Consider the following 18,522-nt stretch of genomic DNA (forward strand, 5'->3'; position numbering starts at 1 on the left):
TGGGGAGTCAGATGCCGAGCGCGGCCACCGTCAGCTTGGCCACGGCCTCCTTGTCGCCGTCCAGCTCCACCGCCGCCGCGTCCTGGCGGCCGAAGCAGAACAGCGTCAGCTCCCCGGGCTCCCCGGTCACCGTCACCACCGGCGTGCCCTTGTGCCCGACCGCCGTCTGGCCGTTCGGCCGGCGCAGGACCAGGCCGACCGGGGAGCGGCGGCCCGTCAGGCGGGCCAGCTTCTCCAGGCGGAACCAGAGCGCGTCCGAGAACACCGGGTCCAGGTGCCGCGGCGACCAGTCCGGCTGCGCCCGCCGGACGTCCTCGGCGTGGACGTAGAACTCCACCGCGTTGGCCGCCTCGTCGATCTGCTTCACCGAGTACAGCGACAGCTTCGGCGGGCCGGTCCGGATGAGCTGGATGAGCTCCTCGTACGGCTTGGCCGCGTACTCGGCCATCGCCTTGTCCAGGCGGTCCTTCAGCACGTTCAGCAGCAGACCGCCCGCCGCGTCCGGGCGGCGCTCCCGGACCACCACGTGCGCCGCCAGTTCCCGGGTGCGCCACCCCTCGCACAGGGTCGGCGCCTCCGGTCCCGCCGCCTCCAACAGGTCCGCCAGCAGCAGTCGTTCACGCTTCGCATGGGTTGACATGCCGGCAAGCCTACGGCCGGAACACGCCCGGTGCCTGCCCATCAGGCGGACAGAGATCCATGTCGGAGCCCTCCGCGCGGCACAATGGCCCGCATGAGTACGTCCTCCCTCGACCCCGCCATCGCCGCCCGGCTCAAGCGCTCCGCCGACGGCCTGGTGCCCGCCATCGCCCAGCAGTACGACACCGGTGAGGTGCTCATGCTCGGCTGGATGGACGACGAGGCCCTGCACCGCACCCTGACCACCGGCCGCTGCACCTACTGGTCCCGAAGCCGCCGGGAGTACTGGGTCAAGGGCGATACTTCCGGCCACTTCCAGCACGTGAAGTCCGTCGCCCTCGACTGCGACGCCGACACCGTGCTCGTCAAGGTCGACCAGGTCGGCGCCGCCTGCCACACAGGCGCCCGTACGTGCTTCGACGCAGATGTCCTTCCGCTGGCAGCCGAAACAGGCAGGTAGGGTCCCACGCAATGGATCTTGAGACGTTCCGCAAGCTCGCGGCGGACCGCCGCGTCATCCCCGTGAGCCGCAAGCTCCTGGCCGACGGCGACACCCCCGTCGGGCTCTACCGGAAGCTGGCCGCCGAACGCCCCGGCACCTTCCTCCTGGAATCCGCCGAGAACGGCCGCTCCTGGTCGCGGTACTCGTTCGTCGGCGTACGCAGCGACGCCACCCTGACCGTCCGGGACGGGCAGGCCCACTGGATCGGCACCCCGCCCGTCGGCGTCCCCACCGGCGGCGACCCGCTGGAGGCCCTGCGCGCCACGGTCCAGGCCCTGCACACGCCCCGCGACCTCGCGGGCGGCATGCCCCCCTTCACCGGCGGCATGGTCGGCTACCTCGGCTACGACATCGTGCGCCGCCTGGAGCGGATCGGACAGCACGCCGAGGACGACCTCCTGCTGCCCGAGCTGACCATGCTGCTCACCTCCGACCTGGCGGTCCTGGACCACTGGGACGGCACGGTCCAGCTCATCGCCAACGCGATCAACCACAACGACCTCGACACGGGCGTGGACGAGGCCTACGCCGACGCCGTCGCCCGGCTCGACGCGATGGAGGCCGACCTCGCCCGGCCGGCCCCCTACACCCCGACCCCGCTGCCCGCCTCCGAGCTCCCCGGGTTCTCGGCCCTGTGGGGCGGCGAGAAGTACCAGGCCGCCGTCGAGGACATCAAGGAGCGGATCCGGGCGGGCGAGGCCTTCCAGGTGGTGCCCTCGCAGCGGTTCGAGACCCCCTGCCGGGCCTCGGCGCTGGACGTCTACCGGGTGCTGCGGGCCACCAACCCGTCCCCGTACATGTACCTCTTCCGCTTCGAGAACGGCTTCGACGTCGTCGGCTCCAGCCCCGAGGCGCTGGTCAAGGTCGAGGACGGGCGGGCCATGGTCCACCCCATCGCGGGCACCCGCCACCGCGGCGCCACCCCGCAGGAGGACCACGAGCTCGCCGAGGAACTGCTGGCCGACCCCAAGGAGCGCGCCGAGCACCTGATGCTCGTCGACCTCGGCCGCAACGACCTGGGCCGGGTCTGCGAGCCGGGCTCCGTCGAGGTCGTCGACTTCATGAGCATCGAGCGGTACTCCCACGTCATGCACATCGTCTCGACCGTCACCGGCCGGGTCGCCGAGGGCAGGACCGCCTTCGACGTGCTGACCGCCTGCTTCCCCGCCGGCACCCTGTCGGGGGCGCCCAAGCCGCGCGCCATGCAGATCATCGAGGAGCTGGAGCCCACCCGCCGCGGCCTGTACGGCGGCTGCGTCGGCTACCTCGACTTCGCCGGGGACTCCGACACCGCCATCGCCATCCGCACCGCGCTGCTGCGCGACGGCACGGCGTACGTCCAGGCCGGCGCCGGGGTCGTCGCCGACTCGGTGCCGCAGCTGGAGGACAACGAGTGCCGCAACAAGGCGGCCGCCGTGCTGCGCGCGGTGGGAGCGGCGAACCGCCTCCACGACGCCTGAGCGCGTAAGGGATAGTGGGGTACGTGAGTGCCGTACCCCCCTCCCGAACCCCCTCCGACGCGCCGGCCGGCCCGGAGGCCGCGCAGGCCCCCGACGGCCGCGGCGGCCGCCGCAGCGTGGCCGTCGCCCTGCTGCTCGGCACGCTCGGCGCGACCGTCGTCCTGCTCGCCTCCGGCCGGGTCTGGGCCCGCGGCACCGCCGCCGTCGGGGGCGGTGCGCTGCCGCTGACCGCGGACGGGCGGGCCGTCACCGGGCTCCCGGCGGCCCTGGCCATCGTGGGCCTCGCCGCGCTCGTGGCCGTCTTCGCCGTACGCGGCAAGGGCCGCCTGCTGGTTTCCGGGCTGCTGGCCCTCAGCGGGCTGGGCGCGGCGCTGTCGGCCGTCCTCGCGGCGGACGGACGCCGGGCGCTGGACGCGCAGGCCGCCCGGATGACGGCGGACACCGCGGCGCACGTCGGCGCCCTCACCCATACGGCCTGGCCGTACGTCACCGCTGCGGGCGCGGCACTGATCCTGCTCGCCGGGCTGCTGGCCCTGCGCTTCGGCCGCAGCTGGCCCGCCATGGGAGGCCGCTACGAGCGGGACGGCAGCCCCCGTACCCGTACGCCCGCCCGGGTCGACCCCGACCGGCCCGAGGACCTGTGGAAGGCTCTGGACCGCGGCGAGGACCCCACCCGCTGACCATCCATCCGGCGCGGTGCGGGACAATGTCCCCGAGCGTTCGACACAGACCGCGTTTTCTTCACAGCACTGCGACAGAGCAAACGAGGAGCCACTCATGGCGGGCAACAACCACGGACACACCCCGGCCGCCTGGACCGGTGTCATCATCGCCTTCATCGGTTTCTGCATCTCCGGGGCCTTCATGGTGATCGCCAACCCCGTCGGTTTCTGGGCCGGTCTCGCCGTCGTGGCGATCGGCGGTGTCGTGGGTCTGGCCATGAAGGCCGCGGGCATGGGTGCGCCGAAGCCCGCGCACGAGGACCTGGCCGTCGTCATCGCCGCCAACAAGGCCGCCGCCAAGGTCTGAGCGTTTCCACACCCCCGAAAAGGCGCGGCCCGTCGGGCTGCGCCTTTTGTCATGACCGGAGAGAATCAGCGGGTGGACCCCTCCCAGAGCCCCTCCGCCGTGCCCGCGCCGCCGGGGCCGCCGGCCGCCGCCTCCCGGGCCCGGCGGCTCGCCGCACCGGTGCTCACCGTGGCCGCGGCGGCCCTGGCCTTTGCGTACGTGGGCGCCGTGGATCCCAATGAACCCGGCCACTATCCGGTGTGCCCGCTTTTCCGGCTCACCGGAATCCTGTGCCCCGGCTGCGGCGGACTGCGCAGTGCGCATGCGTTCGCCCAGGGCGATCTGATCACCGCTCTCGGGGCGAATGCCCTGGCCGTCGCCGGCTACTTCGTCTTCGCCGGGTACATGGCCCTCTGGCTGGTTCGCGCCGGTCGGGGCGCCCCTGCGCCCCGGTTCGTCCTGCGCAGGGCCTGGGCATGGGCCCTGGGGCCGGTGGTGCTGGTCTTCGTGATCGTCCGGAATCTGCCTTTCGGTTCCGCCCTCGCCCCCTGAGCCGCCCCCGGGCTCTGCCGGTGCTCTGCGGGCGACCCATATGAATGCCACATTCCGAATGTCCAGGTAATGGGACGGCGTCAACCGCGTGCGGAGGGCAAGGCCACCTCCGGATACCATTTGATTGCTGACCTTGCAGTTGTACGTGTCTGCAAGGCGGCCGACCGTCATCGACCCGGAAGGGGGCCGCTCGCGTGAGTGTGCTCGACGAGATCATCGAAGGGGTCCGCGAAGACCTTGCCGAACGGCAGGCCCGCGTCAGCCTCGACGAGCTCAAGGAGCGTGCCGCCAAGGCGCCCCAGGCCAAGGACGGCGTCGCTGCCCTGCGCGGCGACGGCGTCAAGGTGATCTGCGAGGTCAAGCGCTCCAGCCCGTCCAAGGGCGCGCTGGCCGCGATCGCGGATCCGGCCGGACTCGCCGCCGACTACGAGGCGGGCGGTGCGGCGGTCATCTCCGTCCTCACCGAGCAGCGCCGATTCGGCGGCTCGCTGGCCGACCTGGAGGCCGTCCGCGCCCGCGTGGACATCCCGATCCTGCGCAAGGACTTCATCGTCACGGCCTACCAGCTGTGGGAGGCCCGCGCCTACGGCGCCGACCTCGCGCTGCTGATCGTCGCGGCACTGGAACAGGAGGCGCTCGTCTCCCTCATCGAGCGGGCCGAGTCCATCGGCCTCACCCCGCTCGTGGAGGTCCACGACGAGGAGGAGGTCGAGCGTGCGGTTGCGGCCGGCGCCAAGATCATCGGCGTCAACGCCCGCAACCTCAAGGACCTCAAGGTCGACCGCTCCACCTTCGAGCGCGTCGGCCCGGAGATCCCGGCCCACATCGTCAAGGTCGCCGAGTCCGGCATCCGCGGGCCGCACGACCTGATCGCCTACGCCAACGAGGGCGCCGACGCCGTCCTCGTCGGGGAGTCCCTGGTCACCGGACGCGACCCGAAGGCGGCCGTGGCCGACCTCGTCGCCGCCGGCGCCCACCCCGCCCTGCGCCACGGACGGAGCTGACCCGGCCCATGGCCCCCCACCGTCCCTCCGTCCGCACCCGCCCGGGCCACGGCCCGGCCGGCGTGCCGACGGCGCACGCGCCGCTGGCGCGCGGCTGCCGCCCCCGCGGCTGCCGCGCCCCGGCCCGGCGCGTGCACGGGCGGCGGGTCAGGTACGTGATCGGCTCCGAGCCCGGACAGGTCAACGGCATGCGATGGCGCCGCGGAGGCGCGCTGTAACGAGGAGTCCTGGCGGCCGCGTGCCCCACGGACCCCGTACGACCTGAAGCCCCGGCCGACCGGCCCCGGGCGCGGGTCCCCCGTACCGTACGCGCGACACCCCCGGCCTTCCGGCCAGCGGGGTGCACGGGTCACGGGCGGGCGGCGCAATACGGTGAAAACCACCTCGCCGCATTCGCAATCCCGTAGGAGTGACTGGGCATGTCCAGCACCGTTTCGTTCTTCATCCCGGACCCCGAGGGTCAGGTCCCCAACGCCGAGGGGTACTTCGGCGACTTCGGCGGCAAGTTCATCCCGGAGGCGCTCGTCGCCGCCGTGGACGAGGTCGCCGTCGAGTACGAAAAGGCCAAGAACGACCCGGCCTTCGCGGCCGAGCTGAACGACCTCATGGTCAACTACACCGGCCGGCCCAGCGCCCTCACCGAGGTGCCGCGGTTCGCCGAGCACGCCGGGGGCGCCCGGATCTTCCTCAAGCGGGAGGACCTCAACCACACCGGCTCGCACAAGATCAACAACGTGCTGGGCCAGGCGCTCCTCACCAAGCGCATGGGCAAGACCCGCGTCATCGCCGAGACCGGAGCCGGCCAGCACGGCGTCGCCACCGCCACCGCCTGCGCCCTCTTCGGCCTCGAATGCACCATCTACATGGGCGAGATCGACACCCAGCGCCAGGCGCTCAACGTGGCCCGGATGCGCATGCTCGGCGCCGAGGTCATCGCGGTCAAGTCCGGCTCGCGCACCCTCAAGGACGCCATCAACGAGGCGTTCCGCGACTGGGTCGCCAACGTCGACCGCACCCACTACCTCTTCGGCACGGTCGCCGGCCCGCACCCCTTCCCGGCCATGGTCCGCGACTTCCACCGCGTCATCGGCGTCGAGGCCCGCCGCCAGATCCTGGAGCGGGCCGGCCGGCTGCCCGACGCCGTCGCGGCCTGCGTCGGCGGCGGCTCCAACGCCATCGGCCTCTTCCACGCCTTCATCCCCGACACCGGGGTCCGCCTGGTCGGCTTCGAGCCCGCCGGGCACGGCGTGGAGACCGGCGAGCACGCCGCCACGCTGACCGCCGGCGAGCCGGGCATCCTGCACGGCTCCCGCTCGTACGTCCTGCAGGACGAGGAGGGCCAGATCACCGAGCCCTACTCGATCTCGGCCGGTCTGGACTACCCGGGCATCGGCCCCGAGCACTCCTTCCTCAAGGACGCCGGCCGCGGCGAGTACCGGGCGGTCACCGACGACGCCGCCATGCAGGCCCTGCGCCTGCTCTCCCGCACGGAGGGGATCATTCCGGCCATCGAGTCGGCGCACGCCCTCGCCGGCGCGCTCGACCTGGGCAGGGAGCTGGGCGAGGACGGGCTGATCGTGGTCAACCTGTCCGGCCGCGGCGACAAGGACATGGACACGGCTGCCCGCTACTTCGGGCTGTACGACACCGACGGGGAAGTCGCCGAGAACGAGTTCTCCAAGGGGGACGACAAGTGACCGCCAACGGAAACATCGACCTGCTGAGCGCGACCCTCGCCAAGGCCAAGTCCGAGGACCGGGCCGCACTCGTCGCCTACCTCCCCGCCGGCTTCCCCACCGTGGACGGCGGGATCGAGGCCGTCAAGGCGATCATCGCGGGCGGCGCCGACGTGGTCGAGATCGGCCTGCCGCACAGCGACCCGGTGCTCGACGGCCCGGTCATCCAGACCGCCGACGACATCGCCCTGCGCGGCGGGGTCAAGATCGCCGACGTGCTGCGGACCGTGCGCGAGGCGCACGCGGCGACCGGAGCCCCGGTCCTGGTCATGACGTACTGGAACCCCATCGACCGCTACGGCGTGGAGCGCTTCGCCACCGAGCTCGCGGCCGCGGGCGGCGCGGGCTGCATCCTGCCCGACCTGCCGGTCCAGGAGTCCGCCCTGTGGCGCGAGCACGCCGACCGGCTCGGCCTGGCGACCGTCTTCGTCGTCGCGCCCAGCAGCAAGGACGAGCGCCTGGCGACCATCACGGCGGCCGGGTCCGGCTTCGTGTACGCCGCCTCGCTGATGGGCGTCACCGGCACCCGCGAATCGGTGGGCCACGAGGCCCAGGAGCTGGTGCGCCGCACCCGCGCCACCGACGGTGCCCGCCGCGGGCTCCCCGTCTGCGTGGGCCTGGGCGTCTCCAACGCGGCCCAGGCCAAGGAGGTCGCGGGCTTCGCGGACGGGGTGATCGTCGGCTCTGCCTTCGTGAAGCTGCTGCTGGACGCGCCGGACCTGCCGGCCGGGCTGGCCGCCGTACGGGCGCTGGCGGGCGAGCTTGCGGAAGGCGTACGCAGGAGCTGACGCCGGGCGGTTCCCGAGGGGGTTCTGTAGCCCGATCGGGTGGAAGTGGGAGCGGGGAGGCACGCGAGTGCCTCCCCGCTTCGTTTGGCCGAACGTGAGCGAGAAGAACGACGGTGCGAACCGCGAAGCGAAACGATCGGCCCGCGAGCGACTCCAGGTGGAGCGCGAGCGGCAGAAGAAGAAGGACAAGCTCCGGCGCACCCTCGTCGTGGCCGGGGCGGTGGTCGGGGTCCTGGGCCTGGCGGCCGTCATCGGAGTGATCGCGGCCAACAGCGGCAAGAGCGACAAGTCCACCAAGGCCGGCCCCGTGACGGCCCCCTCCGGAGCCACCGGCAAGGACGCGCTCGCCATCCAGACGGGCAAGCCCGAGGCCCCCTCGACCCTGACCGTGTGGGAGGACTTCCGCTGCCCGGCGTGCAAGTCCTTCGAGACCAACTACCGGGACACGATCCACGACCTGGAGGCCAAGGGCCTGCTCAAGGTCGACTACCACCTGGTCACCCTCATCGACGGGAACATGGGCGGCAGCGGCTCGCTGAAGGGGGCGAACGCAGCGGCCTGCGCGCAGGACGCCGGGAAGTTCTCCGCGTACCACGACGTCCTCTTCCAGAACCAGCCGCAGGAGGTCGACGACGCCTACGGCGACAACGCGAAACTGCTGGAGCTGGCCGCCAAGGTGGACGGGCTGGTCACGCCCGGGTTCCGCTCCTGCGTCCAGGACGGCACGCACAACAGCTGGGTGGCCAAGTCGAACGAGGCCTTCCGGGCCGGGAAGTTCCGCGGCACCCCCACCGTCCAGCTGGACGGCACGGACATCTTCGGGGACCAGGCCCACCCGGTCACCCCGCAGAAGCTCAAGGAGCAGGTGGAGGCCAAGGCGAAGGCGAAGGGGAACGGGGGAGCGACGGCGTCGCCGTCGGCCTCGGCCTCCCGCTCGGCGTCGCCTTCGGCCGCGGCCTCGGCGTCCTCGGCGGCCCGGGCGAAGGGCTCGTCGCAGTCGGGCTCCTCGGCGGGGTCCGCCTCGTCGTCCTCGTCCTCCTCCTCGTCGTCGTCGACCTCGTCCGGTTCCGGGGCGGGGTCGCGGGCGGGCGCCGCGCCGGCCGCCTCGAAGGGCGCCGCCGACGGCTGAGGACCGCCGGCGCAGGTGTCGATTTGACGGCAAGCTTGCCGGGCGGGTTGCAGTCCGTACCGCCCGGCAGGGTAGCGTCGGTCCTGCCATGACTCTTGCCTTCATCCCCAGCCCGTCGACCGGCGTGGTCCACCTCGGACCGATCCCGCTGCGCGGCTACGCGTTCTGCATCATCATCGGCGTCTTCGTCGCCGTCTGGCTCGGCAACAAGCGCTGGATCGCGCGCGGCGGAAAGCCGGGCACGGTCGCCGACATCGCCGTCTGGGCAGTGCCGTTCGGCCTGATCGGCGGTCGCCTCTACCACGTGATCACCGATTACCAGCTCTACTTCGGCGAGGGCCGCAACTGGGTCGACGCCTTCAAGATCTGGGAGGGCGGCCTCGGCATCTGGGGGGCGATCGCGCTGGGCGCGGTGGGCGCCTGGATCGGCTGCCGCCTGCGGGGGATCCCGCTGCCGGCCTGGGCCGACGCCCTGGCCCCCGGGATCGCGCTGGCCCAGGCCTGCGGCCGGTGGGGCAACTGGTTCAACCAGGAGCTGTACGGCCGCGCCACCGACCTGCCGTGGGCGCTGGAGATCAGCGAGGGCCCCAACCGCGTCGCCGGCACCTACCACCCGACCTTCCTGTACGAGTCGCTGTGGTGCCTCGGCGTCGCCGCCCTGGTGATCTGGGCCGACCGCCGCTTCAAGCTGGGCCACGGCCGGGCGTTCGCCCTGTACGTCGCCGCGTACTGTGTGGGCCGCGGCTGGATCGAGTACATGCGGGTCGACGAGGCCCACCACATCCTCGGCGTCCGGCTGAACGTCTGGACCTCCATCGTCGTCTTCCTGCTGGCCGTGACCTACCTGGTGCTCTCGGCGAAGCTGCGCCCGGGCCGCGAGGAGGTCGTGGAGCCCGACCGGGGCCCGGCCGCCTCCGACCCCGCGACCGCGCAGAAGGACGCCGCGGGCACGGCCGACGCCGATGCGGAGGCCACCGAGGCCGCCAAGGTCGCCGAGGACGAGCCGAAGGACGCCGTGCAGACGGACGCCGACGCCCCCGAGGTCGGCAAGAAGCTCTGACCGGGAGCGATCCGGGAGCGATCCGGACCACTGACAGAGGGGCGCCGCGCCCACCGCGCGGCGCCCCTTCTGCGTCCGTCCGCCCCACCGCCCGGGGCGGTCATTCGCGGCGGGCGAGGGCGACGATCCGTTCCGCGCCCGCCAGGACCGCCGCGTCGATGAACCGGCCGTCCGGGAGGGCCACCGCGCCGGGGGTCCGGCGGGCGGCCGTGACGATCTCCTGCGCGGCGCTGACCTCCTCCGGTCCGGGCAGGTAGGCCCGCTCGATCACCGGCAGCTGGCGGGGGTGGATCGCCGCCCGGCCGAGGAACCCCAGGGCGCGGCCGCGGGCGCAGGAGACGGCCAGTGCCTCCAGGTCCCGGATGTCCGGGAACACCGACTGGGCGGGCGGGGCCAGCCCCGCCGCGCGGGCGGCGACCACCACCCGCGAACGCGGCCAGTCCAGGCCCGCCTCCGCGCTGACGCCCAGGTCGGCCCGCAGGTCCGACTCCCCGAGGGAGAGCCCGCGCAGGGCGGGGTGCGCGCGGGCGATCTCGTACGCGCGCTCCACGCCCAGCGCCGATTCCAGCAGGGCCCACAGGGCCACCCCGCCGGTGCGGTCGGCCACCGTGGCGATCTGCTCCGGGGCGGAAACCTTCGGCAGCCGCAGCCCCGCGAGGCCCGGCAGCCCGGTCACGGCGGTGAGGTCGGCCCCCGCCCACGGGGAGTCGAGGGCGTTGACGCGCACGTGCACGGGGACCTGAGGCCGCTCGGTGAGGAGCTCGGCGGTCGCCGCGCGGGCGTACTCCTTGCGCGAGGCCGACACCGCGTCCTCCAGGTCGACGATGACGGCGTCGGCCCCCGAGCGCAGGGCCTTGGCGACCACCTGGGGGCGGTCGCCCGGGACGTAGAGCCAGGTCAGGATCACAGGGCCCCCTCCATCCGGAGTGCGCTGATCTCGGCCGCTGACAGGCCGAGTTCGGTGAGGACGGCCTCGGTGTCCGCGCCGTGCGGGCGGCCCGCCCAGCGGATGGCGCCGGGCGTCCCGGACAGGCGGAACAGGATGTTCTGCATGCGGAGCGGGCCGAGTTCGGGGTCGTCGACCTCGGTCACCGTGTCCAGGGCCGCGAACTGCGGATCGGCCATGATGTCCCGTACGTCGTAGACCGGGGCCACGGCGGCCTCGGCCTCCTCGAAGGCGGCGACCACCTCGTCGGCCTTGTGGCGGGCGATCCAGCCGCCGACCGCTTCGTCCAGCAGGTGCGCGTGGGCGACCCGGCCGGAGCTGGTCGCGAACCAGGGCTCGGCGACCAGCTCGGGCCGGCCGACCAGGCGCACCACCCGCTCCGCGACGGACTGGGCGGAGGTGGAGACCGCCAGCCAGCGGCCGTCGGCGCTGCGGTAGGTGTTGCGGGGGGCGTTGTTGGTGGAGCGGTTGCCGGTGCGGGGCTGGACGTAGCCGAGCTGGTCGTACCAGAGCGGGTGCGGGCCGAGCACGGTCAGGATCGGCTCGATGATCGCCAGGTCCACGACCTGGCCGCGGCCGGTGCGGTCGCGCCCGGCCAGGGCGGTCATCACGGCGTACGCGGTGGTCAGCGCGGCGATGGAGTCGGCGAGCCCGAAGGGCGGCAGGGTCGGCGGCCCGTCCGGTTCCCCGGTGATCGCGGCGAAACCGCTCATCGCCTCGGCGAGCGTGCCGAAGCCGGGCCGGCGCGCGTACGGGCCCTGCTGGCCGAAGGCCGTGACGCGGGCCAGGACCAGCCGGGGGTTGGCGGCGGACAGCTCGGGCCAGCCGAGGCCCCATTTCTCCAGCGTGCCGGGGCGGAAGTTCTCGATCACCACGTCGGCGGTGGCGGCCAGCCGCAGCAGGGTGTCGCGGCCGCCGGGGGTGGACAGGTCCAGCGTCACCGTCCGCTTGTTCCGGCCGAGCAGCTTCCACCACAGGCCGATGCCGTCCTTGGCGGGGCCGTGGCCCCGGGAGGGGTCGGGCCGCCCGGGGTGCTCGACCTTGACCACCTCGGCGCCGAAGTCTCCCAGCAGGGTGGCGGCGAGCGGGCCGGCGAAGAGGGTGGCGATGTCGAGCACGCGCAGCCCCTGCAGGGGGCCGCCCGGGGGCTCGGAGCCGGCGGCGGACCCGGCGGACGGCTTCACGAGGTGGCTCCGGGGGCGGCGCCGCGGGCGGGGCCGGATGTCTGCCGGGCCGCGGGGGCGGGGCCGTCGGGTCCGGGACCGGGGCCCGGGTCGGGCCCGGCCGGGGCGGCGGCGTCGATCTGCGCGCGGGTCGGCATCGAGTCCTGGGCGCCCGGGCGTTGGACCGAGAGGGCGGCTGCCGTCGCGGCCCAGGCGAGGGCCCCGGGGACGGGGCGGCCCTCGCCGAGGGCGACGGCGAGCGCACCGACGAAGGTGTCCCCGGCGGCGGTGGTGTCCACCGCCCGGACCCGCGGCGCCGGCACGGTCAGCGGCTCCTGCCCGCGGGCGGCGTACAGGCACCCCGCCGCGCCGAGCGTGATGACGACCTCCGGGACCTCGTGCAGCAGGGCGGCGGCTGCCTGGTGGGGGTCGGTGAGTCCGGTGAGGGCGGCCGCCTCGTGCTCATTGGGGACGAGCAGGTCCACCACCGCGAGCAGCTCGGCCGGCAGGGGCTGCGCGGGGGCCGGGGTGAGCACCGTACGGACCCCGTGGGCGCGGGCGGCGCGGGCGCCGGCGAGGACGGCGGACAGCGGGACTTCGAGCTGGAGCAGCAGGGAGTCGGCGGCGCCGATCCGGCTCTCGTCACCCGCCTCCAGGCCGGTGACGCGGGCGTTGGCGCCGGGGATGACGACGATGCTGTTGCCGCCCTCGTCGTCGACGGTGATGTGGGCGGTCCCGCTGGCGCCCTCGACGGTGCGCAGGGCCGCCGTCTCCACCCCGGCCCCCGCGAGCGCGGAGCGCAGCCGTACGCCGAACTCGTCGGCGCCGACCGCCCCGATCATCACCACCTCCCCGCCGGAGCGGGCGGCGGCCACGGCCTGGTTGGCGCCCTTGCCGCCGGGGACGGTGCGGAACTCGCGGCCGGTGACGGTCTCGCCGAGGCGGGGGGCCTTGGCGACGTAGGCGACGAGGTCCATGTTGGTACTGCCGAGCACGGCGATGGCCGTCATGAGCGTGCTGCCTCCTGTGCGGTGAGCTGGGCGAGGGTGTCGAAGCCGATGCCGTCGAAGCCGGGGACGGTGGTGGCGAGACGGTTCTTCAGCGGGGCGCTCCAGCGGGGCGGGACGGCGCCTGCGACGAGCGCGGCGAGGCTTCCGGCGGTGGCCCCGTTGGAGTCGGTGTCCCAGCCGCCGGACACGGCACGGCAGACGGAGTGGGTGAAGTCGCCGTCGGCGTGGGTAAGCGCGGCGGCGACGAGGGCGGTGTTGGGGACGGCGTGCACCCAGTGGTAGTGGCCGTGGCGGGCGTGCAGGTGGTCGACGACGCGGTCGAAGTCCGCGAAGCGCTCGGCGGCGGCGATGGCGTCCCGGACGGCGTCGGCCAGGCGCGAGCGGGGCGGTACGGCGGCCAGCCCGGCCGCGAGGGCGGTGTGGATGCCGGACCGGCCGGAGGCGGCCTCGGCGATGGCGGCGGCGGCGAAGACGGCGGCGTAGACACCGTTGCCGGTGTGGCTGAGGACGGCGTCCCGGTGGGCCTGGGCGGCGGCCGCGGCCGGATCGCCGGGGTTGGTCCAGCCGTGGACGTCGGCGCGGATGAGGGCGCCGATCCACTCGCGGAAGGGGTTGTGGTGGGTGGCGGTGGCGGGGGGTTCCAGCCCGAGGAGCAGGTTGCGGTATGCGATGCGCTCGGCGGTGAAGGTCCGCCCGGCGGGGAGCTCGTCGAGCCAGAGGCGGCCGACGTCGGCGGTGCTGAAGCCCTTGCCGTGGCGGCGCAGCAGGATCAGGTTCAGCAGGGGGTAGTCGAGGTCGTCGTCCTCGGGGGCGCCGTCGATGTTCTCGGCGAGGGAGGTGGGGGCGGAGCGGCGGTTCCACGGGTGGGCGGCCAGCACCTCCGGGGGGACGCCGCGGGCGGTGAACCAGTCGTCCAGCGGCCAGTTTCCCGCGGCGCGGGCGAGGGCCCGGATCCCCTCCAGGGGCAGCTTCTCGACGGGCTTGCCGAGCACGCACCCCACGGCCCTCCCCACCCACGCGGCCTCCAGCCGCCTCACCAAGGCGCCGCCCGGCCCGGCCGTGGCCCCCGCCGTCGCCCCCGCCGTGGCCTCTGCCGTCGCTGCCCCGGTGCCCCCCGGGCCCGGACGGGTGGCGGCGCTGAGGGCGGGCCAGGTGGCGGGCTCGTGGGGAGTCCATGGGGACGGGAGCCGGGCGAGCTGCGTCAGGAGCTCGGTGGCCAGGGAGCGGAGCTCCGGTGGCGCCGGGGCGGGGGAGGCCCCGGCCCGGGCGGGGGCCGGGCGGCCGCCCGCCGCCAGCCAGGCGCGCAGCAGGGGCCCCGCGTCGCGCCCGTCCTCCGCGGCCTGCCGCAGTTCGTGCCCGACCAGGTCCTCCGGCTGGACCCAGGTCAGCCGTACCCCCGCTGCGGCGGCCCCCGCGCGCAGGGCTTCCGTGGCCGGGGCAGGGGCGCCCGGAGTGGTGGAGCCCGGGGTGAGGGGTGGCATCAGGCGGTCGTCAGCGTCGTGAAGGCCGCTTCGTGGGCGCGGCGCCGGGAGCGGTCGCGGGCGAAGACCTCCCGGGCCACCGCGGCCAGCGCCGCCGCCGGGGCGTGCAGGTCGAGGCGGCTGGCCTCGGCCACCTGCTTCGCCCAGGCGGCAGGTACCGCCGAGACGCCCGACAGTGCCCCCGCGACCGCGCCCGCCATCGTGGCGATGGAGTCGCAGTCCCGCCCGTAGTTGACGGCTCCGAGGACCGCGCCCTCGTACGCCCCGTCGGCGACGACCAGCATCCCGAGCGCGATCGGCAACTCCTCGACGGAGTGCAGCCGCGAGGGCCGCCGCGCCCCCAGCGACGGCTTGCGGTAGTCCGGGCCGACCGAGTCGTACGGCTCCACCGCGGCCCGCAGCGGAGCCAGCGCCGACTCGAAGTCCCGGTGCCGGCAGGCCACTTCGCAGACCGCCTCGATCGCCGCCCGCGTGCCGTCCTTCGCCAGCGCGAGCGCGGTGTCGACGACCGACGCGACCGTCGCCCCGGGCACGCACGCCGCCGCGACCGCCGCCGCGAAAACCCCCGCCGCCTCCCGGCCGTACGAGGACTGGTGCGCACCGGCGATGTCCACGGCCTCTGCGTAAGCAGCCTGCGGGTGCCCGGCGTTGACGATGCCGACCGGTGCCATGTACATCGCCGCACCGCAGTTGACGATGTTGCCGCCGCCGGCCTCGCGGGGGTCCGCGTGCGCGTAGTGCAGCCGGGTGACCATCCACTTCTCGGCGAGGAAGATCCGCTGGAGCGGCAGGGCCTCGGCCTCCAGTTCCGGGATCCAGCGCGGGGTGCCCATCAGGTCGGGGACCAGGTGCTCGGCGACCGCGTACGCGTCCAGGTGGTCCCGTACGGCCTCGTAGACCCGCACCAGTGCGTGCGTCATGAGGGTGTCGTCGGTGACGTGCCCGTCGCCCTTGTGGTACGGGGCGATGGGCCGGGCCGTACGCCAGTCCTCGTACCAGGGGCCGACGATGCCGTGCACGCGGCCGCCGTGCCGTTCCACGATCTGGTCCGGGGACCAGCCCTCCACCGGGCCGCCGAGCGCGTCGCCGACGGCCGCGCCGACGAGAGCGCCGGCCGACCGGTCTTCGAGAGTGAGCGTCATGTCCGAATCATCCCTTGAACGAGGTGAGTTCCGTACGAGCGAGCAGCGCGGCGAGTTCGACGAGGTCGGTGCCGGCGAGGCGGGGGAGGGCGCAGCCGGAGAGCCTCCGGCAGGCCTCGCGCCAGGCGGGGGGCAGGGAGTCGCCGCCGCCGAGGGCGCCGGTGAGCGCTCCGGCGAGGGCGGGTGCGGAGTCCGCGACCCGCGACAGGCAGGCGGCGGCCGGGACGGCCTCGACGGCCCGGCCGCGGGCGGCGGTCGCGAGGGCGAGGGCGACGGGGACGGTCTCGGCCGCGGCGATGCCGTAGCTGTAGACGTGGTCCACGATCTCGTGTTCGAGGGTGGGGACGATGGCGAACGCGCCGTCACCGTCGGTGTGGGCGCGGGCGAGCCCGACGGCGTGGCGGGCGTTGCGGCCGATCTCGGTGGCCTCGGGCAGCTGGCCGAGGGCGGCGTCGACGGCGGTGTCGGTGTCCGCGCCGGCGAGGGCCGCCGCGATGGCGGCGGCCATGGCGCGGGCGCCGTGGACTCCGTCGCCGTCCTGGGTGTAGCGGGCGTCGAACTCGGCGAGGGCCGCCGCGGCGGCCGGGTCCCCGGGGTGCACGACGGCGAGGACGCAGGCGCGCACGCAGGCGGCGTCGTCGAAGTAGTGCGGGTTGTCGTGGCCGGTGGCGGGCGGACGCAGGCCGGCGGCGAGGTTGCCGAGGCCGGCCCGTACGGAGATCCGGGCGCGCAGCGGGAGGACGGCGGACTCGACCTCGGGGGCGCGTTCGGCCGCGGCGGCGACCTCGCTGGCCAGGGCGTTCCAGGCGAGGTCGATGGCGGCCCGCATCCGGCGGGACCGGGACAGGTCGCTGAGCAGGACCCCGGCGGCGGTCAGTACGGACTCGGCGGCGAAGGCGGCCCATTCGGCGTCGTCGGAGGGGCCGAGGCGCAGGGGCTCGGGGGGCTGGTTGAGGGCGATGGGGACGGGGAGGGTGGTGGTGGCGTTCTGCTCGGCGAAGGTGTCGAGCTCGCGGGTGAGCCGGCGGGTCCAGTCGGGCATCCGGCTGGCCCGGTGCCGGGCGGCGGGCCACCCGGCGGCGTCGCCTGCGGCGAGCCCGAGCAGCAAACCCTCGATCCGCCGGGCCCCTGCGGGGGGCGCGGCGGCGGTCCGGACCCGCGCCGGGCGGCCCCCCACCCCGCCCCCGCCCCGCGCAGGCCCGGGAACCTGCTCCGCAGCCAGCCCGGTGCCGCCCCCCGGGGGCCCGGGAGCCTGCTCCGCAGCCAGCCCGACCCCGCCGCCCCGGCCTTCCGCTCCGTTCCCGCCGCTGCCGCCGCCCCGCGCGGGTCCGGGAACCTGCTCCGCAGCCGACCCGGTGCCGCCCCCCAGGGGCCCGGGAGCCTGCTCCGCAGCCAGTCCGACCCCGCCGCCGGAGCCACGTGCCCCGTGCGGGTCGGGGGCCGCGGCGAGTGCCGCCTCGACGGGATCACCCCCCGGGCCGGTGCCCGTGCCGCCCCGGACCCCGGCGGCGCCACCCCGCGCCCCCGCCCACCCGCTCCCGGCTCCTCCGGCCACCCAGACCACCGCCGGGGGCTCTGCCGGGGCGGAGTCGGGCGGGCCGTCCGCCGAGGCCGGCTCCGCCGGAACGGGCTCGCCCGGAGGCTCCGTGAACCCCCCGCCCGGGGGCTTCGCCCTGCTGTCGGCCGGCGCGGGGGCCGTCGTGACTTCGGCCGGTGTCGGGGGCGTGGACCGACCGGGTGGGCGGGGTTTCGTCAGGTCGTCGGTCTGGGGGGTTGCCGACGGGGTGGGAGTCGTCGTCATCGGGGCGGCTCGGATTCCGGGGTGAGGAGGTCCGCGATGTCCAGGACGTGGTAGCCCCGCATCGAGGGGAGGCAGCTGCCGCGTACCGGTCCGATCGCCGAGGACCAGGCGGCGGGGATGGCGGCGGCGCCCGAGAGGGCGCCGGCCAGCGAGCCCGCCACCGCCGCGGTGGTGTCGGCGTCGCGGCCCATGTTGACCGCCGTCAGGACCGACCCCGCGAAGTCCCCGCCCGCCGCCGCGAATGCCCCGAACGCCAGGCCCACCGCCTCCGGCGCCAGGTCCGTCCACGGGTAGCCGCCGATCACCACCGCGGAGCGCACCGCCCGTTCGCCGCGCGGGGCGGCCGTGACGGCGCGGCGCAGGGAGCGGGCCGTCCAGGAGCCCGAGGGGATGACCGACAGGGCCGCCGATACGACAGAGGCCGGCGATCCGCCGGCCATCGCCGCCGCGACGCCCGCGGCCACCGCCTGGCCGCCGTAGATGCCCTCCCCGTCGTGGCTCACCGTGCCGTCGATCGCGACCAGCCGCGCCGCCTCCGCGGGGCGGCCCGCCGCGAACACCCCGAAGGGGGCCGCCCGCATCGCCAGCCCGTCCGACCACGCGTGCCGGTGCTGCGCGGAGATGGGCGCCGCGAGGCCCCGGCGGAGGTTCTCCAGGGTTCCGCGTTCGCTGAAGCCCGCTCCGCGGAACGGGCCCTCGTCCAGGTCCGCGATCCAGTGGTGCCAGGCCCGCTCCACGTGGGAGACGGTGAGCGCCGACCCGTGGCGGGCCAGCAGCAGCCCCGAGAAGATCGCGTACTCGGTGTCGTCCGTGCCGGCCGGGTCCTGCGAGACGAAGCCCTCGATGCGGCCCCATTTCGCCCGGATCTCCGACGGTTTCATGTTCTCGGCGGGGGCGCCCAGCGCGTCGCCCACCGCGAGGCCCAGAAGAGCGCCCCTGGCCCGTTCGAGGAGGACCTGTGGACTGCATGCGATCAGCTCCATGGCGCGGCGCCTCTCCACTTGATGGCCTCATCCTGAGCCCTTGGGGGATTTGTGCCACGACAGGTGGTTTGTCGGTCGCCGCGAAACACCCCGCCCGCACCCCCGTCACCCGGTCGCC

18 protein-coding genes and 1 pseudogene are annotated in these 18,522 nt (G+C 74.8%); 11 read left to right on the plus strand and 8 right to left on the minus strand.

Annotated elements, in window-relative coordinates:
- Positions 1 to 7: 7 nt before the first annotated feature.
- Positions 8 to 640: a TIGR03085 family metal-binding protein gene (locus ABZ128_RS16255; protein ID WP_356848919.1), complete on the minus strand. Its 633-nt coding sequence runs from the start codon at positions 638 to 640 to the stop codon at positions 8 to 10.
- A gap of 84 nt (positions 641 to 724) precedes the next feature.
- On the opposite strand from ABZ128_RS16255, the gene hisI reads away from it, so the two are divergent.
- The 11 genes and pseudogenes from hisI to lgt all read left to right on the plus strand — a co-directional run bounded on the left by hisI (position 725) and on the right by lgt (position 9,878).
- Positions 725 to 1,099, plus strand: coding sequence for a phosphoribosyl-AMP cyclohydrolase (gene hisI, locus ABZ128_RS16260; RefSeq protein ID WP_356848921.1), 375 nt, complete (start codon positions 725 to 727; stop codon positions 1,097 to 1,099).
- A gap of 11 nt (positions 1,100 to 1,110) precedes the next feature.
- On the plus strand, positions 1,111 to 2,601 hold the full coding sequence (locus ABZ128_RS16265) for an anthranilate synthase component I (RefSeq protein ID WP_356848923.1): 1,491 nt from the start codon (positions 1,111 to 1,113) through the stop codon (positions 2,599 to 2,601).
- Positions 2,602 to 2,624: 23 nt separating this feature from the next.
- The gene (locus tag ABZ128_RS16270; RefSeq protein WP_356848924.1) at positions 2,625 to 3,281 is read left to right on the plus strand and encodes a TIGR02234 family membrane protein; all 657 of its coding nucleotides are present in this window, start codon (positions 2,625 to 2,627) and stop codon (positions 3,279 to 3,281) included.
- A 97-nt stretch (positions 3,282 to 3,378) separates the two neighbouring features.
- Positions 3,379 to 3,630, plus strand: a complete 252-nt coding sequence (locus tag ABZ128_RS16275) for an HGxxPAAW family protein (RefSeq protein WP_356848925.1) — start codon at positions 3,379 to 3,381, stop codon at positions 3,628 to 3,630.
- Positions 3,631 to 3,681: 51 nt separating this feature from the next.
- Positions 3,682 to 4,161, plus strand: a complete 480-nt coding sequence (locus tag ABZ128_RS16280; protein ID WP_356848926.1) for a DUF2752 domain-containing protein — start codon at positions 3,682 to 3,684, stop codon at positions 4,159 to 4,161.
- 194 nt (positions 4,162 to 4,355) lie between these two features.
- Positions 4,356 to 5,165: an indole-3-glycerol phosphate synthase TrpC gene (trpC, locus tag ABZ128_RS16285; RefSeq protein WP_356848928.1), complete on the plus strand. Its 810-nt coding sequence runs from the start codon at positions 4,356 to 4,358 to the stop codon at positions 5,163 to 5,165.
- 8 nt (positions 5,166 to 5,173) lie between these two features.
- Complete coding sequence (locus ABZ128_RS16290; protein ID WP_356848930.1) at positions 5,174 to 5,383, plus strand: tryptophan synthase subunit(beta); 210 nt, start codon at positions 5,174 to 5,176, stop codon at positions 5,381 to 5,383.
- Positions 5,384 to 5,584: 201 nt separating this feature from the next.
- Complete coding sequence (gene trpB, locus ABZ128_RS16295) at positions 5,585 to 6,862, plus strand: tryptophan synthase subunit beta (protein WP_356848931.1); 1,278 nt, start codon at positions 5,585 to 5,587, stop codon at positions 6,860 to 6,862.
- Positions 6,859 to 7,689, plus strand: a complete 831-nt coding sequence (gene trpA / locus ABZ128_RS16300) for a tryptophan synthase subunit alpha (RefSeq protein WP_356848933.1) — start codon at positions 6,859 to 6,861, stop codon at positions 7,687 to 7,689. Before trpB ends, trpA begins: the two co-directional genes overlap by 4 nt.
- 94 nt (positions 7,690 to 7,783) lie before the next feature.
- Positions 7,784 to 8,560 (plus strand): annotated as a pseudogene (locus ABZ128_RS16305) (thioredoxin domain-containing protein); the annotation flags it as partial.
- Between the two features lie 346 nt (positions 8,561 to 8,906).
- Positions 8,907 to 9,878: a prolipoprotein diacylglyceryl transferase gene (lgt, locus tag ABZ128_RS16310; RefSeq protein WP_356848934.1), complete on the plus strand. Its 972-nt coding sequence runs from the start codon at positions 8,907 to 8,909 to the stop codon at positions 9,876 to 9,878.
- 100 nt (positions 9,879 to 9,978) lie between these two features.
- Here lgt and ABZ128_RS16315 read toward each other — a convergent pair whose 3' ends face one another.
- The 7 genes from ABZ128_RS16315 to ABZ128_RS16345 form a co-directional block, all read right to left on the minus strand.
- Entirely contained in the window at positions 9,979 to 10,785 is an 807-nt protein-coding gene (locus ABZ128_RS16315) for a CoA ester lyase (protein ID WP_356848936.1), read from the minus strand.
- Entirely contained in the window at positions 10,782 to 12,008 is a 1,227-nt protein-coding gene (locus ABZ128_RS16320; protein WP_356848937.1) for a CoA transferase, read from the minus strand. The genes ABZ128_RS16315 and ABZ128_RS16320 overlap by 4 nt, the downstream gene beginning before the upstream one ends.
- Positions 12,005 to 12,997 carry a ribokinase gene (rbsK, locus tag ABZ128_RS16325; RefSeq protein ID WP_356848938.1) on the minus strand — a complete coding sequence of 331 codons (993 nt, stop codon included), beginning with the start codon at positions 12,995 to 12,997 and terminating at the stop codon, positions 12,005 to 12,007. Before rbsK ends, ABZ128_RS16320 begins: the two co-directional genes overlap by 4 nt.
- Positions 12,994 to 14,478 (minus strand): ADP-ribosylglycohydrolase family protein, encoded by a 1,485-nt coding sequence (locus tag ABZ128_RS16330; protein WP_356848939.1) that lies wholly within the window; start codon positions 14,476 to 14,478, stop codon positions 12,994 to 12,996. Before ABZ128_RS16330 ends, rbsK begins: the two co-directional genes overlap by 4 nt.
- Positions 14,478 to 15,620 carry an ADP-ribosylglycohydrolase family protein gene (locus ABZ128_RS16335; RefSeq protein WP_356848941.1) on the minus strand — a complete coding sequence of 381 codons (1,143 nt, stop codon included), beginning with the start codon at positions 15,618 to 15,620 and terminating at the stop codon, positions 14,478 to 14,480. Before ABZ128_RS16335 ends, ABZ128_RS16330 begins: the two co-directional genes overlap by 1 nt.
- A gap of 7 nt (positions 15,621 to 15,627) precedes the next feature.
- Entirely contained in the window at positions 15,628 to 16,797 is a 1,170-nt protein-coding gene (locus ABZ128_RS16340) for an ADP-ribosylglycohydrolase family protein (protein WP_356848943.1), read from the minus strand.
- Positions 16,798 to 17,417: 620 nt separating this feature from the next.
- The gene (locus ABZ128_RS16345) at positions 17,418 to 18,404 is read right to left on the minus strand and encodes an ADP-ribosylglycohydrolase family protein (protein WP_356848945.1); all 987 of its coding nucleotides are present in this window, start codon (positions 18,402 to 18,404) and stop codon (positions 17,418 to 17,420) included.
- Positions 18,405 to 18,522 lie beyond the last annotated feature (118 nt).

It is taken from the genome of Streptomyces sp. NPDC006326 (assembly GCF_040612915.1).
Classification (GTDB): Bacteria; Actinomycetota; Actinomycetes; order Streptomycetales; family Streptomycetaceae; genus Streptomyces.